The 15,878-nt window shown below is 68.5% G+C and carries 15 protein-coding genes; 10 read left to right on the top strand and 5 right to left on the bottom strand.

The features are described from left to right. The first annotated feature begins 427 nt into the window (after positions 1-427). The 4 genes from JHW38_RS08905 to JHW38_RS08890 all read left to right on the top strand — a co-directional run bounded on the left by JHW38_RS08905 (position 428) and on the right by JHW38_RS08890 (position 5,970). Positions 428-2,104, top strand: a complete 1,677-nt coding sequence (locus JHW38_RS08905) for an amidohydrolase (protein WP_207525594.1) — start codon at positions 428-430, stop codon at positions 2,102-2,104. 50 nt (positions 2,105-2,154) lie between these two features. Beyond that, positions 2,155-2,544 carry a hypothetical protein gene (locus JHW38_RS08900; protein ID WP_207525593.1) on the top strand — a complete coding sequence of 130 codons (390 nt, stop codon included), beginning with the start codon at positions 2,155-2,157 and terminating at the stop codon, positions 2,542-2,544. 179 nt (positions 2,545-2,723) lie between these two features. Then, the gene (locus JHW38_RS08895) at positions 2,724-4,559 is read left to right on the top strand and encodes a DUF1800 domain-containing protein (RefSeq protein ID WP_207525592.1); all 1,836 of its coding nucleotides are present in this window, start codon (positions 2,724-2,726) and stop codon (positions 4,557-4,559) included. A gap of 16 nt (positions 4,560-4,575) precedes the next feature. Next, positions 4,576-5,970 carry a DUF1501 domain-containing protein gene (locus tag JHW38_RS08890; protein WP_207525591.1) on the top strand — a complete coding sequence of 465 codons (1,395 nt, stop codon included), beginning with the start codon at positions 4,576-4,578 and terminating at the stop codon, positions 5,968-5,970. Positions 5,971-6,173: 203 nt separating this feature from the next. On the opposite strand, the gene JHW38_RS08885 is transcribed toward JHW38_RS08890, so the two are convergent. Further along, positions 6,174-6,671 (bottom strand): GNAT family N-acetyltransferase, encoded by a 498-nt coding sequence (locus JHW38_RS08885; RefSeq protein ID WP_207525590.1) that lies wholly within the window; start codon positions 6,669-6,671, stop codon positions 6,174-6,176. A 21-nt stretch (positions 6,672-6,692) separates the two neighbouring features. Continuing rightward, positions 6,693-8,096, bottom strand: a complete 1,404-nt coding sequence (gene miaB / locus JHW38_RS08880; RefSeq protein ID WP_207525589.1) for a tRNA (N6-isopentenyl adenosine(37)-C2)-methylthiotransferase MiaB — start codon at positions 8,094-8,096, stop codon at positions 6,693-6,695. 246 nt (positions 8,097-8,342) lie between these two features. Here miaB and JHW38_RS08875 point away from each other — a divergent pair, with 246 nt between their 5' ends. From JHW38_RS08875 to JHW38_RS08850, 6 genes are all read left to right on the top strand, one after another. Continuing rightward, the gene (locus tag JHW38_RS08875) at positions 8,343-9,314 is read left to right on the top strand and encodes a lytic transglycosylase domain-containing protein (protein ID WP_207525588.1); all 972 of its coding nucleotides are present in this window, start codon (positions 8,343-8,345) and stop codon (positions 9,312-9,314) included. Positions 9,315-9,727: 413 nt separating this feature from the next. Further along, the gene (gene petA / locus JHW38_RS08870; RefSeq protein ID WP_207525587.1) at positions 9,728-10,339 is read left to right on the top strand and encodes a ubiquinol-cytochrome c reductase iron-sulfur subunit; all 612 of its coding nucleotides are present in this window, start codon (positions 9,728-9,730) and stop codon (positions 10,337-10,339) included. Positions 10,340-10,342: 3 nt separating this feature from the next. Beyond that, complete coding sequence (locus JHW38_RS08865; protein WP_207525586.1) at positions 10,343-11,602, top strand: cytochrome b; 1,260 nt, start codon at positions 10,343-10,345, stop codon at positions 11,600-11,602. Continuing rightward, positions 11,595-12,371 (top strand): cytochrome c1, encoded by a 777-nt coding sequence (locus JHW38_RS08860; protein ID WP_207525585.1) that lies wholly within the window; start codon positions 11,595-11,597, stop codon positions 12,369-12,371. Before JHW38_RS08865 ends, JHW38_RS08860 begins: the two co-directional genes overlap by 8 nt. A 174-nt stretch (positions 12,372-12,545) precedes the next feature. Then, entirely contained in the window at positions 12,546-13,184 is a 639-nt protein-coding gene (locus JHW38_RS08855; protein WP_207525584.1) for a glutathione S-transferase N-terminal domain-containing protein, read from the top strand. A 172-nt stretch (positions 13,185-13,356) separates the two neighbouring features. After that, positions 13,357-13,848, top strand: coding sequence for a ClpXP protease specificity-enhancing factor (locus tag JHW38_RS08850; protein ID WP_207525583.1), 492 nt, complete (start codon positions 13,357-13,359; stop codon positions 13,846-13,848). Positions 13,849-14,330: 482 nt separating this feature from the next. Here the strand turns inward: JHW38_RS08850 and JHW38_RS08845 are convergent, their stop codons facing one another. The 3 genes from JHW38_RS08845 to JHW38_RS08835 are packed head-to-tail and all read right to left on the bottom strand — an operon-like array spanning position 14,331 to position 15,850. Then, positions 14,331-14,654 carry a DUF3301 domain-containing protein gene (locus JHW38_RS08845; RefSeq protein ID WP_207525582.1) on the bottom strand — a complete coding sequence of 108 codons (324 nt, stop codon included), beginning with the start codon at positions 14,652-14,654 and terminating at the stop codon, positions 14,331-14,333. A 51-nt stretch (positions 14,655-14,705) separates the two neighbouring features. Further along, positions 14,706-15,584: a carboxylating nicotinate-nucleotide diphosphorylase gene (gene nadC, locus JHW38_RS08840; protein WP_207525581.1), complete on the bottom strand. Its 879-nt coding sequence runs from the start codon at positions 15,582-15,584 to the stop codon at positions 14,706-14,708. Then, entirely contained in the window at positions 15,581-15,850 is a 270-nt protein-coding gene (locus JHW38_RS08835) for a Trm112 family protein (RefSeq protein ID WP_207525580.1), read from the bottom strand. Before JHW38_RS08835 ends, nadC begins: the two co-directional genes overlap by 4 nt. Between the last annotated feature and the right edge of the window lie 28 nt (positions 15,851-15,878).

Here is a 15,878-nt window from a genome sequence, read left to right as displayed (position 1 = left end):
GGCTCTTGATTCGAAGAACAAGGAAAGCGCCTTTCTTTGGTTACTTTCTTTGGCAAGACAAAGAAAGTGACCCGGCCGCTTGCGGACGGAAGCTTTTGATCTTGGCTGGTCGTCACTCGTCGCTGCGAGATACGAATAAGGTTCGTACCCGACTGTAGGAGCGACGCAAGTCGCGACCGCGAAACCGCAGCCATTGCGCAGGTTTCGTAGTAGTTGTGTTTTCGCAGTCGCGACTTGCGTCGCTCCTACAGAGGGGGCGGTGTCCCGCGGTAGGGTTCGTCGTTGTCTTCATGGCGGGTAGCGCAGAAACAGTCGACGCAGCGACGCACCGCCCCCGTCCAACCCGCGAGCACTTGCGCCCACCCCCGCCAACCCCGCACATTCGCCACATTCGGACATCGCAGTCCGTCCACGAGGGAGAGCGCGAATGCGGGCGAAGCAAGGATTGGGATTATTGCTGTGCGCGATCTGCTGCGCCGCCGCACCCGCGCACGCCGCGACCATCGTCACCGCCGCGCAAGTGCACACCCTCGACCCCGCCCAACCGCGCGCCCAAGCCCTGGCCTACGACGACAACGGCAAGATCCTCGCCGTCGGCAACCGCGATGAACTGCTGCGCCGCTACCCCGACGCCAAACGCCTGGATTTCGGCGCCGCCACCTTGGTACCCGGCCTGATCGACGCCCACGCCCACGTATTCGAACTCGGCATCAACCAGCTCCAGGCCGACCTCACCGGCGCGCGCAGCAAGGCCGAAGCGGTGCAGCGCCTGCGCGACTACGCGCGCACGCTGCCGGCCGGACAGTGGCTGATCGGCCACGGCTGGGACCAGAACGACTGGGCCGACGCGCGCTTTCCCGACGCCGCCGATCTCGACGCCGCGTTCCCCGACCGCCCGGTGTGGCTGCAACGCGTCGACGGCCACGCCGGCTGGGCCAACAGCGCGGCGATGCGCGCGGCCGGGCGCGAGCTCGGCGGCGACTGGCAGCCGGCCGGCGGCCGCATCGTACGCGGCGGCGACGGCCGCGCCAGCGGCATCTTCATCGACGACGCGATGATCCTGATCGAACACGCGCGCCCGCCGCTGCAGGCGGCCGCGGTCGAGCAGGCGCTGACGCTGGGGATGAGGGAAGCCGCCCGCTACGGCCTGACCGGCGTGCACGACGCCGGCGTCGATCTGAACACCTTGCGCGCTTACCAGCGGCTGGCCGACCGCGGCCAATTGCCGCTGCGCATCACCGCGTTCGCCGCCGGCGACGGCGACGCGCTCGAAGCGCTGTGCCGCGACGGCTTGTACCAGCACCCAGGCGGGCGCCTGAAGATGCGCACGGTCAAGCTCTACGCCGACGGCGCGCTCGGCAGCCGCGGCGCCGCGCTGTTGCAGGATTACAGCGACGACCACGGCAACCGCGGCCTGCTGCGGATGTCGCCCGAGGCGATGGGAAAAGCCATCGCCAAGGCCAAACGCTGCGGCGTACAGGTCGCCACCCACGCCATCGGCGACCGCGGCAATCGCGAGGTGCTGGACCTGTACGCGAACGCGCTCGGCGCCGACGCGGCCAAGACCGACCACCGCTGGCGGATCGAACACGCGCAGATCCTCGCGCCCGAGGATCTGCCGCGGCTGGCCGCGCTGCACGTCATCGCTTCGATGCAGCCGACCCACGCCACCAGCGACATGCCCTGGGCCGAACAGCGGCTCGGCGCGCAGCGCATCAACGGCGCCTATGCGTGGCGGCAGTTGCGCGACAGCGGCGCGCGGCTGGCGCTGGGCTCGGATTTCCCGGTCGAATCGCCCGATCCGCGCCTGGGCTTGTTCGCGGCGGCGACGCGTACCGACAATGAAGACAAGCCGCTCGGCGGCTGGCATCCGCAAGAGAAGCTGACTGCGTACGAAGCCTTGCGCGGTTTCACTCTGGACGCGGCCTATGCGGGCTTCGCCGAGAACGAAGTCGGCAGCCTCGCGGTGGGCAAGCGCGCGGACTTCGTCGTGGTCGAGCAGGATCCGCTGGCGGTGGAGCCGCGGCGGTTGCGCGAGCTGACGTTGCTGGGAACGTATGTGGACGGCGCGCCGGTGTGGCAGCGGGCGGGCGAGGGGCGTTGAGAGCCGGATTGCGTTGAGAGCAGGATCGGACGAGGCAGGGATGCATGGACGTGGCGACGAAAGAACCTTACAACCTGTGGCCGCCGTTGCGCCGGATGAAATTGCGCTGGCATTTCGCCGCGTTGGTGACCTTGGCGCTGCTGGTCTTTTGGCCGAGTTTTCCGCGTACCGTGAGCGGCGACGAGTTCGCCGAAGTGTTGAAGGCGAACGCGGGCGATTCCTACGATTACTGGTACCTGTACCGCAGCGATGCGCAGTGGCATTGCGTCGGTACGCCCTACTATCCGTACTTTCCGGATCGCCACACCTGCGTATCCACGCGCGAAGTGGAGATATTGCCCGGCCACCGCGGAAACGCGGTGCCGCGCTACCTGGGCAGCGGCGACGTCGTGCTCAAAGCCGACCGCTACCCCGGCGCGAAGCGCGAAATGCTCGACTGATCCCGCGCGTCAACGCCGCGCATTGACGCTTGTCACGCCCGCGCGCAGGGCCGATCACCCGCAAGAATTGACGCTTGTCACCGCCCGATGGAATCGTGGCGGCGATCAAACTTGTAATTTTTCCGCACGCCTAGCATCGCCCCCGGACGACACAGTCGGTCGTCATCTTGGGGAGCTGCATGACTACTTCGCTTCTGCGCGCGGCGTGGATGGGCGCAACGCCGCGCGTGCTGCTGGCGCTGGCGGTGCTGCTCGCGCTGCGCGGCGTCGCGCCGTTGCCGGATTATCTGGGGCCGTATCCCGGCGCCGACGAGCGCGTAGCGGCGCGCGAGGCCGCGTCCGCGCGTACCGGCGCCGCACCGGCGCCGCGCGCGGTCGCCGACCTGCCGGCCAGCGACGCCGAAGCCGCGCGCTTCCTCGCCCAGTCCACGTTCGGCCCGACCCTGGAAGACATCGCGCATCTGCGCCAGGTCGGCTACAACGCCTGGATCGAGGAACAGTTCGGCTATCCGCTGTCTTCGCAGCTGACCTTCATGAAGAACGCAGCGGCGCGTGCCGGCACCGGCAACGACGTGCAGCGCGACTGGCGCGTCGACGCGTGGTTCGTCAACGCGCTCGGCGGCAAGGATCCGATCAAGCCGACCGTGGTCCACCGCGACCAGCTGCGCCAGCGCGTGGCGTTCGCGTTGAGCGAGATATTCGTGATCTCCGACGCCAGCTCCGACCTGCTCGGCGGCGCGCCGCAGGGCATGACCCACTACTACGACACCCTGGCGCGCGACGCCTTCGGCAACTTCCGCACGCTGCTGGAGGACGTGACCCTGCATCCGACGATGGGCCTGTACCTGTCGATGATGCAGAACCAGAAGCCCGACCCGGCGCGCAACATCCGGCCCGACGAGAACTACGCGCGCGAAGTGCTGCAATTGTTCAGCGTCGGCCTGGTGCGGCTGAATCGCGACGGCACGCCGCTGCTCGGCCTCGACGGCAAGCCGGTGCCGACCTACAGCCAGGACACGGTCAAGGGCTTCGCCCACGTGTTCACCGGCTGGACCTTCAAGGGCTGCGCGGCGCTCGGCGAATTCGACTGCTACTTCTACGAACCCAGTTCGCCGGCGTGGGTGTCGCCGATGGAGAATCAGGCCGCGTACCACGCCTCGGCGCAGTCCAAGCAGTTGCTCGACTATCCCGGCGCGGCGCTGCCGGGCGGTCTGCTCGCCGGCGGCGGCACCGGCCGCAGCGATCTGACCGCGGCGCTGGACAATATCCACAACCATCCCAACGTCGGGCCGTTCATCGGCCGCCAGTTGATCCAGCGCCTGGTCACCAGCAACCCGAGTCCGGGCTACGTCGACCGCGTCGCCAGCGTGTTCGACGACAACGGCCAGGGCGTGCGCGGCGATCTGCGCGCGGTGACGAAAGCGATCCTGCTCGATCCCGAAGCGCGCGATCCGGCCGCGCAGCCGGCGAACTTCGGCAAGGTGCGCGAGCCGCTGCTGCGCCTGACCCATCTGTGGCGCGCGCTCGGCGGCCGCTCCAAGACCGGCTTCGTCGACGAGTTCTGGACCCTGGACAGCAACCTCGGCCAGCAGCCGATGTTCGCGCCGTCGGTGTTCAACTTCTTCAGTCCGCGCTACAGCCCGATGGGCGAGCCCTCGCAGAACGGCATGGCCGCGCCGGAGCTGCAACTGGCGACCGACTACATGCTGCCGGCGACCGAAAGCTATCTGATGCGCAAGATCTACGATTCCTACGTCGGCAATCCCAACGGCATCGAGGACGACGAAGTCGCGATCAACCTCAGCCGCGACGTCGCGCTGGCGACCAAGCCGGCCGATCTGATCGAGCGCTACAACACCTTGTTCCTGTCCGGGCAGATGACCGCGCCGATGAAGCAGGTGTTGCTGGAACGCTTGAACGGCATGCCGGCCAACACCGCCGCGGCCAAGCGCGAACGGGTGCAGGAAGCGCTGTACCTGATCGTCAACTCGCCCGAATACCTCGTGCAGCAGTAAGCCGGAGACCGCAGTCATGAAACGTCGCGACTTCCTGCGCAATTCCATCGCCTCCGCGCTCGGCGGCGCCGCGCTGTACTCGGCCCTGGGCAATCTGCGCCTGGTCGAGGCCGCTGCGCGCGCCTACGGGCCGGCCAGCTTCGACGACTACAAGGCCTTGGTGTGCGTGTTCCTGTTCGGCGGCAACGATTCGCTGAACATGCTGGTGCCGCGCGACGACGCGCATTACCGCCAGTACGCCCAGGCCCGCGCGACCCTGGCGGTGCCGCAGGCCTCGTTGCTGCCGCTGACCGCGCTGGCCGGCGGCGGCGCTTCCGACGGCGCCGACTACGGCCTGCAGATCTGCACCAGCGAGGGCGATGCGGTCGGCATGGCCGGGCTGCAAGGCCTGTTCAACGGCGGCCACGCCGCGGTGCTCGGCAACGTCGGCACCCTGGTGCGGCCGGTCAGCAAGGCCGACTACGCCAACCACGCGGTCGAGCTGCCGCCGCAGCTGTTCTCGCACAACGACCAGCAGCAGTACTGGCAGGTCTCGCGCAGCGACGACGGCCGCAACCTCGGCTGGGCCGGGCGGATCTCCGACCTGCTGCACGACGCCAATCCCGATGCGTTCATTCCGATGTCGGTGTCGCTGAACTTCGAAAGCATTCTGCAGCGCGCCGCGGGCGGCGGGCAGTACGTGATCGGCAACGACGGCCCGCGTTATTTCAGCCGCTTCGAGTGGGACGGCGACAGCCGCCGCGCGTTCCTCGCGCTGATGGCGCCGAACCAGCAACAGCACATGTTCGGCCGCAGCTACGCCAACGCATTCCGGCGCGCGCGCGAGAACGCCGACGCGGTCGGCACCGCGCTGGACGCGTCCAGCGATTTGCAGACGGTGTTTCCCGACAGCGACCTGGCCGCGCAGCTGCGCATGGTCGCGCGCATGATCAAGGTGCGGCAGACGCTGGGGCTCAAGCGCCAGGTGTTCTTCGTCTCGATGGGCGGGTTCGACCATCACGACCGCTTGCTCAGCGAGCAGCCGGCGCTGCTGGCGCGGCTGTCGCAGGCGCTGACCGCGTTCCACGCGGCGACGGTGGAGCTGGGCGTGGCCGACAAGGTCACCGCGTTCACCGCTTCGGACTTCGGCCGCACGCTGTCGTCCAACGGCGACGGCTCCGACCACGGCTGGGGCGGGCATCACTTCGTCGTCGGCGACGCGGTGCAGGGCGGGCGCTTTTTCGGGCGCATGCCGACGCTGGTCAACGGCGGCGACGACGATGCCGGATGGGGCCAGATCATTCCGACCACGGCGGTGGACCAGTACGCGGCGACGCTGGCGCGCTGGTTCGGGGTTGCGGATTCGGATCTGGATCTGATCTTCCCGAACCTGCGCAATTTCGCGGCGCGGGATTTGGGGTTCATGGCTTAGCGGTACAGGCTTGGCTTTCTGTAGGAGCGGCGCGAGCCGCGACCGCGCCAACGCAACTACCGCGTCAGTTACCTATCTTGCGAACCTGAAAGCCGAGCGCAGGTCGCCGGCATTCCGGCATTCGTCGGGTAGGTTGGGGGCGTCGTCGTTGCGTTGGCGCGGTCGCGGCTCGCGCCGCTCCTACAGAAAGGCTGCGCGACGCGTTACAGCATCCGATGCATGACGTAGGTATCGACCAGCCCCAGGCTCGGATGGCGGAACGCCTCCGGCACCCGGCCGACGATGGCGAAGCCGTGCTTGGTCCACAGGTGCACCGCGGCGGCGTTGCTGCTGACCACGTAGTTGAACTGCATCGCCAGGAACCCGGCCTTGCGCGCCTGCGCCAGCGAGTGTTCGCACATCGCCGTGCCGACGCCCTGGCCCCAGGCGGCTTCGGCGACCATGTAGCTGGCGTTGGCGACGTGGTCGCCGCGGCCGCGCTGGTTCGGGCCGAGCTTGTAGCAGCCCAGCGCCTCGCCGCCGTCGGCTTCGGCCAGGAACATGCGGTAAGGCGTACTGGTCCACATCGCGCGCGCGCCGTCCAGGCTCAGGTCGGCGGCGTAGTTGTAGCTTTCGCCGCGCGCGAGCACTTCGCGGAAGATCGGCCAGGCCCGTTCGAATTCGTCCGCGCCGATTTCGCGGATGCTGAAGTCGCGTTGCATGCGGTGCGGGCTCCGGCCGGCTCAGGCGGCGGCTTGGTCGTCGCCCAACTGTACCCGGCCGCGCAGCGAATTGGACAGGGCCTCGGTGATGACCACATCGACGAAGCGGCCGACCAGCCGCGCCGGCGCGGGGAAGTTCACCGAACGCATGTTCTCGGTCTTGCCGGTGAGTTCGTTCGGGTCCTTGCGCGACGGCCCTTCGACCAGCACCCGCTGCACGCTGCCGACCATCGCCTGGGAAATCTTCGCCGCGTTGGCGTTGATCGCCGCCTGCAGGCGCGACAGGCGCGCGTGCTTTTCTTCGCTGGTGACCGTGTCTTCGAGATCGGCGGCCGGGGTGCCCGGGCGGCGCGAATAGATGAAGGAGAACGACTGGTCGAAGCCGACGTCCTCGATCAGCTTCATGGTCTTTTCGAAATCGGCTTCGGTCTCGCCGGGGAAGCCGACGATGAAGTCCGAGGAGATCGAGATGTTCGGCCGCACCGCGCGCAGCTTGCGGATCTTCTGCTTGAACTCCAGCGCGGTGTAGCCGCGCTTCATCGCCGAGAGGATGCGGTCGCTGCCGGCCTGCACCGGCAGATGCAGGTAGTCGGCCAGCTGCGGCACGTCGCGGTACGCCTCGACCAGCGAGTCGGAGAACTCCAGCGGGTGCGAGGTGGTGAAGCGGATGCGGTCGACGCCGTCGAGTTCGGCGATAGTGCGGATCAGCAGGCCGAGGTCGGCGATTTCGCCCTCGCCATAAGGACCGCGGTAGGCGTTGACGTTCTGTCCGAGCAGATTGATCTCGCGCACGCCCTGTTCGGCCAGTTGCGCGACTTCGACCAGCACGTTCTCGAACGGACGGCTGACTTCCTCGCCGCGGGTGTAGGGCACCACGCAGAACGAGCAGTACTTCGAGCAGCCTTCCATGATCGAGACGAACGCGCTCGGGCCTTCGGCGCGCGGCTCGGGCAGGCGGTCGAACTTTTCGATCTCGGGGAAGCTGATGTCGACCTGCGGCTGCCCGGTCTCGCGCTTGGCGCGGATCAGCTCGGGCAGGCGGTGCAAGGTTTGCGGGCCGAACACCAGGTCGACGTACGGCGCGCGCTTGACGATGGCCGCGCCTTCCTGCGAGGCGACGCAGCCGCCGACGCCGATGATGACCTGGCGCTCGCCCTGCTTGTGTTGTTTCCAGCGGCCGAGCTGGCTGAAGACCTTCTCTTGCGCCTTCTCGCGGATCGAGCAGGTGTTGATCAGGATGACGTCGGCTTCGGACGCGTCCTGGGTCAGTTCGAGGCCGTCGCTGGCGGCGAGCACGTCGGCCATCTTGGCCGAGTCGTACTCGTTCATCTGGCAACCGTGGGTCTCGATGAACAGTTTTTTGGCGCCCGGCCGCGAAGGCGGGGCGGCGCCCGGCAGGCCGGGCAGGGGGTGCAGGTCGGTCATGTGCGGGTCCGGGGAGGGCGGCGGTTATTCCGCGCCGGAAGGGAAGGACCGGCGATTATCCCCCGAAGCGGCGGGGGAAACGAGCGCGGCCCCTCGGCCCGGGCCGCTGCCGGGCCGCCGCACCGGCGCAGGCCGGGCCGCGCCGCGGCCGGGTTGCGGCGGCTTTGCGGGCCCAGGCCGCGCGCGCGGTCACGTTTTGCAATCAACCACTTGGCAGTCCCGCCGCGGCGGGGGACACTGCGCCGGATGAGGGGGAGCTCGCTGCTGTTGGGGGTGCTGGGGTTGCTGGCGTTCGCGCCGGCGGCGGCCGGCACGCTTTGGCGCTGCGACGGCCCCGGCGGCGAGCGCAGCTACGTCAGCAAGAAGGTCAAGGGCGCGACCTGCACGGTCGTCAGCCAATACACGCCCAAGTCCAGCCGGGCGCGCGACCCGGTCCCGGTGTCCTACGCGCCGCCGAAGCCGGCGATGGGCGCGGTGACCGCAGGCGACGCGTCGATCCCGGCTTCGGCGCACAGCAACCCGCCGGCCAGCTACAGCGGCGCCGCCGCGGCGATGGCCGCCGGCGGGCTCAACGCGGGGACGGCCGCGCCCGCGGCGCCGGTCGCGCCGATCGTCCCGGCCAAGCCGCCGACCCGGCTGGTCCAGGGCGAAATCTATTCTTATGTGCAAGACGGGGTCCGCCACTACGTCAGCAAGCGGCCCAAGGGGCTGGCCAGCGCGACCCAGATGCGCACCATCCGCTACAGCTTCATCGAGACCTGCTTCGCCTGCGCCGCCCAGCCCGGGGTCAACTTCGGCACCCTGCGGCTCAATACCGTGGCCTATGCCGGCGAGATCGCCGCGGCCGCGCGCCAGCACGGGGTCGAGGAGGCGATCGTGCGCGCGATCATCCACGCCGAATCGGCCTACAACCCGAACGCGATGTCGCGGGTCGGCGCGCAGGGGCTGATGCAGCTGATGCCGGGCACCGCGCGCCGGTTCGGGGTCGGCAACGCCTTCGACGCCGGCCAGAACATCCAGGGCGGGGTGCAATACCTGGCCTGGCTGCTGAAGCGCTTCAACGGCGACCTGACCCTGGCCGCGGCCGGCTACAACGCCGGCGAGGGCGCGGTCGACAAGTACAAGGGCGTGCCGCCGTACGCCGAGACCCAGCGCTACGTCCAGCGCGTCGCGGTCCTGGCCCAGCGCTACCGCGCCGCGACCGTGGTGCAGCGCTGAGGCCGTCGCCGCGCCGCGCGCCGCGGCGCGCGAATCCGCCTGAACGCCCTTGCGCGAACCGACCCGAGCGGCAAGGCCGCCGCGCCGATCCGATCAGGCGCGCGGGCCGCACCTGCAAAGCCGCCGCCGCGCACGCGCGCCGCGATCGCCGCCGCCGGGCGCGCATGGGCTGCGCGCCGGCCGCCGGCGCGCGCGGCGAAAGCCTTGCGAATCCGTGGCTTGTGCGCGCCGTCGCGTCCGGGCGAGACTCGTCGCGGTTTTGCAAGGGCGCGGATTGTCGCGCCCTTAACGGTTCCGCTACACTTCCCCGTCTTTTGAGCCGCCAGCCTTTCGCCAGTGGTTGTGTTTGGTTTAGCCATCGGTTTCGGGTTGTGCGGCGTTACCCTCGAATTGCAGCTTTCGCGGAGTGCCGGATGGCCAACCAAGGGGTCCACGATCCTATCAACACGGGCCGACGTCGGTTCCTGACCGCCACCACTGCGGTGGTCGGGGCGGTCGGAGCCGGTTTTGCAGCGGTGCCTTTCATCAAGTCCTGGAATCCCAGCGCCCGCGCCAAGCTCGCCGGCGCGCCGATCACCGCGGACATCACCGGCCTGGCCGAAGGCCAGCGCCTGATCCTGGAGTGGCGCGGCCAGCCGATCTGGATCGTCAAGCGCTCCAAGGCGATCCTCGATGCGCTGCCGACCCTGGACGGCCATCTGCGCGATCCCAAGTCCGACAACAAGGACCAGCAGCCGGCCTACATCACCGGCGAGCTGCGTTCGATCAAGCCGGAGATTTCGGTCCTGGTCGGCCTGTGCACCCACCTGGGCTGCTCGCCGGAAATGAAGGCCGAGATCCGCCCGGAACCGTTCGATCCGGAATGGAAGGGCGGCTACTTCTGCCCCTGCCACAAGTCGCGCTTCGACATGGCCGGCCGCGTGTTCCAGGGCGTGCCCGCGCCGATCAACCTGCTGGTGCCTCCGCACCACTACGAGAACGACAACACGATCGTGATCGGCGTCGATCCGGCGAAGGGGGCGTAAGCCATGGCCAACATCCTGACTCGTACCGCCAACAACGTCTTCGACTGGGTCACCGCGCGCGCCCCCGGCATGATGCCGGTCTACCGCAAGCACATGACCGAGTACTACGCGCCGAAGAACTTCAATCTTTGGTACTACTTCGGCTCGCTCGCGCTGCTGGTGCTGGTCAACCAGATCGTCACCGGCATCTTCCTGACGATGCACTTCAAGCCGTCCGCGGCCGACGCGTTCTCGTCGGTCGAGTACATCATGCGCGACGTCGAGTGGGGCTGGCTGATCCGCTACATGCACTCCACCGGCGCGTCGATGTTCTTCATCGTCGTGTACCTGCACATGTTCCGCGGCCTGATGTACGGCTCGTACCAGAAGCCGCGCGAGCTGGTGTGGATCCTGGGCATGCTGATCTACCTGGTGCTGATGGCCGAAGCCTTCATGGGCTACGTGCTGCCGTGGGGCCAGATGTCGTTCTGGGGCGCCAAGGTCATCATCTCGCTGTTCGGCGCCATCCCGGTGATCGGCAACGGCCTGACCGAGTGGATCATGGGCGACTACCTGCCCGGCGACGCCACCCTCAACCGCTTCTTCGCCCTGCACGTGATCGCGCTGCCGCTGGTGCTGCTGCTGCTGGTGGTGCTGCACCTGGGCGCGCTGCACGAAGTGGGTTCCAACAACCCCGACGGCGTCGACATCAAGTACGGCCCGAAGGGCAACCGCTGGGACGCGAGCAAGCCGCTCGACGGCATTCCGTTCCACCCGTACTACACGGTCAAGGACCTGGTCGGCGTCGGCTTCTTCCTGATCCTGGCCGCGTTCGTGATCTTCTTCGCGCCGGCGTTCGGCGGCTGGTTCCTCGAGCACGACAACTTCACCGAGGCCAACCGCCTGGTGACGCCGGAGCACATCAAGCCGGTGTGGTACTACACCCCGTACTACGCGATGCTGCGCGTCATTCCGCACAAGCTCTCGGGCGTGCTGGTGATGTTCTCGGCGATCGCGGTGCTCTTCTTCGTGCCGTGGCTGGACCGCAGCAAGGTCAAGTCGCACCGCTACCGCGGCTGGATCACCAAGCTGATGCTCGGCGTGCTGGCGGTGTGCTTCCTGTGGCTCGGCAAGATCGGCGCCGGGCCGGGCACCGATCCGGTCGAGACCATCATCGGCCGCGTGCTGACCTTCCTGTACTTCTTCTTCTTCATCACCATGCCTTTGTGGACGAAGTTGGACAAAACAAAGCCGGTGCCGGAACGGGTGACGATGCATGACTAACCACAGCCAGCCGTCCTTCAAGAAGACCCGCATCGTGAAGAAGCTCGCCACCTTCGTCGCCGGCCTGCTCGTGTCGGCCACCGCCTTCGCGTCCGAAGGCGGCGCCCTGTTGCAGTCGGGCACCGACCTCAACGACCGAGCCTCGCTGCAGCGCGGCGCCCAGCTGTACATGAACTACTGCTCGGGCTGCCACTCGCTGAAGTACCTGCGCTACTCGCGCATGGCCGAGGACCTTGGCCTGACCGAAGACGAGGTGATGAACAATCTCAACTTCACCGGCGCCAAGTTCGGCGAGCAGATCCAGGTCAGCCTGACCCCGGAACACGCCAACCAGTGGTTCGGCAAGATGCCGCCGGACCTCAGCCTGATCACCCGCGTGCGCGGCAGCGACTGGGTCTACACCTACCTCAACCAGTTCTATCTGGACGAGACCCGGCCGCTGGGCTGGAACAACAAGCTGTTCCCGAACGCCTCGATGCCGAACCCGCTGTGGGAGCTGCAGGGCCTGCAGCACGCCGAGTACGGCGAGGCGGACAAGGCCACCGGCGACCGCCCGGTGCACGGCCTGAAGATCGAGCAGCCCGGCAAGCTCGACGCCGACGGCTTCCGCACCGCGACCCGCGACATCACCGCATTCCTCGAGTACGCCGGCGAGCCGGCGGCGCTCAAGCGCCAGAGCCTCGGCGTTTGGGTGATCCTGTTCCTGGCCTTGTTCACCTTCCTCGCCTATTTGTTGAAGACCGAGTACTGGCGCGACGTGGAACATTGACGGAGTTCGCCTGGAAAACCCGCGCCACAAGCGCGGGTTTTCCGTTAGGGTTGACGGTCTGGCGAGCCGACAACCTGCGCAAAGCCGGTGACGGACTCGAGGCCGTGACGACCTTCCACGCAGGGTGGAGGGCGTCTTGCGACTGGCGGATTCCGGTCGTTGGAGAGGTCGATGATGGCGGCTAGCCCCCGTATGCGTAATGCGTTGACTCTGTTTTCGTCCACGGACTGCGTGCTGTGCCACCGCGTGCGCCTGGTGCTGGCGGCCAAGGGCGTCAGCTACGACCTGATCCCGGTCGACCCGCAGAACCCGCCGGAAGACCTCGTCGATCTCAACCCGTACCACTCGGTGCCGACCCTGGTCGAGCGCGACCTGGTCCTGTACGCGGCCAGCGTGGTCAGCGAATACCTCGACGAGCGCTATCCGCATCCGCCGCTGATGCCGGTCGACCCGCTGTCCCGCGCGCGCCTGCGCCTGGCGATGCTGCGCCTGGAGCACGACTGGGTGCCGCAGGTGCAGGCGATCCAGATGGGCAACAAGGTCCAGGCCGAGGCCGCGCGCAAGCGGCTCAAGGAATTGCTGACCGCCTCGGTGCCGCTGTTCAAGGCCAGCAAGTTCTTCCTGAACCCGGAAATGAGCCTGGCCGATTGCGCGATGGCGCCGATCATCTGGCGGCTGCCGTCGCTGGACGTGCCGCTGCCGAAGGACGGCAAGGCGATCGAGGATTACGGCAACCGGATCTTCCGCAACCCCGGCTTCACCCGCAGCCTGACCGACCAGGAACGCAAGCTGCGCGACCTGCCGCCGATCTGAGCCGGCCGCGGCCGGACGGCGCGGCGGGTCCGGTTCGCGCGGCAGGGCGCAGGCGCGGCCCGGGCGCCGGCGGCCGCCGCGCGCTGTGCCGCGCGCGGCGCGATCGCCGCGGTTGCGCCGGCGATGCGTCGCGGGTCCTGTGTCCGGGCGCGTCAGGCGTTAAACTGCGCGCATGAGCGAAAGCAGCACCTCGATGACCAGCCACCGCCCGTATCTGTTGCGGGCGCTGTACGAATGGATCGCCGACAACGGCATGACCCCGCACCTGCTGGTCGATGCCACGCGTCCGGCGGTGCAGGTTCCCTCGCACGCGGTCAAGGACGGCAAGATCGTGCTCAACGTCGCCGCGCGCGCCGTCTCGCATCTGGAGATGGGCAACGACTTCATCCGCTTCAGCGCGCGCTTCGGCGGCGTCAGCCATCCGGTGTCGGTGCCGGTCGGCGCGGTGCTGGCGATCTACGCGCGCGAAACCGGGCAGGGCATGGCCTTGCCGGAAGACGCGAGCCTGGAAGAGACCGCGCTCGACGAAGCGCCCGAGACGTCCGAAGCCGGCGCGCCGCCGCAACTCAGCGCAGTGCCGAGCGACCCCGCGCCCGAGGGCGACGACGACGGCCCGCACACCCCGACGCCGCGTCGCGGCGGGCATTTGCGCATCGTCAAGTAAGCGCGCTGCTCCTGCTTGCGGGAGCGGCGTGCCTGATGGGATTTGCTTCGGTCGCAGGTCGCGGCCGCGCTGCTGCGTGCTTCGATGTAACCCTGGACGTTCGGCTTCGCCGGAACAAAGGCGGAGCCCGCATTCGCAGGAATGGCGCCAGGTAGGTTGCGTCGCGCGCTCACCAGGAGTCATCCCCGCGAAGGCGGGGATCCAGAGACTTCAGAGCCATGCTTCGGTGAAGCCCTGGATGTTCGGCTCCGCCGAAGTAAAGCGTGGCCCGCGTTCGCGGGAATGACGGCAGGTGGGTTTCGCGGTGCGCTCACCAGCTGTCATCCCCGCGAAGGCGGGGATCCAGAGACTTCAGAGTCATGCGTGGGCGGAGCCCTGGATATTCGGCTCTACCGAAGTAAAGCCGAGCCCCATTCGCGGGAATGACGGCAGATGGGTTTGCCGTCGCCTGCCTCCGCTCTGGCCGGCAAGCGAAGCGCGGCTCAGTGCAACTGCGAAGGCTCGCGCGTCACCGGCCCGCTGAACGCCACCAACCGGTCGCCGCGCAGCACCAGCCGGCCGACGTGGCGGTCTTCGCCGTCGATCGAGTAGTCGAAGCGGAACGTGCGCTCGAAGCCGAGCCAGCCGCTGTCGCGGCGGATCACCCGCAGGCCGATCGCGTGCACGCTCTGGTCGAGCCATTGCACCCCGGCGGAACGGCAGGCGTCGCGGCCGACGACTTCGGCGCGCTCGGCGGCGGCGCGGCCGGCGCTCCAGAACGAGAACGCGGCGGCGCCGAAGATCATCAGCAGGATCAAGGTAGGCATGACGGGTTCTTGGCGGCGGGGACGGCGCAACGCAAGGGGCGCGGCCGCCGGTCAGGCCGGCGGCGGCCCCAGTTTCAGCGAAAGGTCGATGGCGCGCACATGTTTGGTCAAGCCGCCGATCGAGATGCAGTCCACCCCGTCTTCGGCGATCGCGCGCACCCCGTCGAGATCGACGCCGCCGGAGACTTCCAGCGGAATGCGCCCGTCGAACGGCGCCGCGCGCGCGATCCGCACCGCCTCGCGGCGGGCGGCGGCGTCGAAGTCGTCGATGAGGATGCGGTCGCAGCCTTCGCCGAGCGCTTCGCGCAATTGCTCCAGCGTCTCCACCTCGACGATCAGCGGCAGCCCCGCGTGGCGCGCGCGCGCGTGGCGGATCGCCGCGACCAGCGAGCCGGCCGCGCGGATGTGGTTTTCCTTGAGCATCACCGCATCGTAAAGACCCATGCGGTGGTTGACCCCGCCGCCGCAGCGCACCGCGTACTTCTGCGCCAGGCGCAGGCCGGGCAGGGTCTTGCGGGTGTCGAGGATGCGGGTGCCGGTGCCGGCGACCGCGGCGACGTACTGCGCGGTCACCGTGGCGGTGCCGGACAGGGTCTGCAGGAAGTTCAGCGAGGCGCGCTCGGCGCTGACCAGCGCGCGCGAACGGCCGCGCAGGGTCGCCAGCACCGTGCCCTTGGCGACCCGGTCGCCCTCGGCGACCTTCCAGTCGATTTCGACCTGCGGGTCGAGCGCGCGGTGGACGGCGTCGAACCACGGCCGGCCGCAGATCACCGCGTCCTCCTTGCACAACAGGTAAGCGATGTCGGCGCTGTCGGGCAGCAGGTCGGCGGTGACGTCGCCGCTGCCGAGGTCTTCGGCCAGGGCGTCGGCGACGTCGGCTTCGATCTCGGCCGCCGGCGGCGGGCTCAGGTCGCGGGCGGCGGCGTTCATGCGGCGGGGAAACCCTCGACCTGGGCGGTGGCCAGGGCGTTCTCGGCGTCGAGCAGCGGGATGCCGTCCTCGACGATGTAGACGGTCTTGCGGTCGCGGGTGACCAGCGCCTCGCGCAGCGCCTGGGTCTGGGCGTCGCCGCTGCCGCGGACCACGCCGCCGTGGGCGATGGCGGCGTTGAGCGCCTGCAGGCCGCGGCCGTCGAGCGGGAACAGCGGCTGCCGGGTGGTCGGGCAGACGAGCAGGTCGAGCAGTTTGCGATCCATACGGTTTGATGCCGGTACGACGGGACAG

The organism is Lysobacter enzymogenes (assembly GCF_017355525.1).
Taxonomy (GTDB): Bacteria; Pseudomonadota; Gammaproteobacteria; order Xanthomonadales; family Xanthomonadaceae; genus Lysobacter; species Lysobacter enzymogenes_C.
Note: the sequence above shows the minus strand (reverse complement) of the source record. Positions and strands in the feature narration are given on the sequence as shown.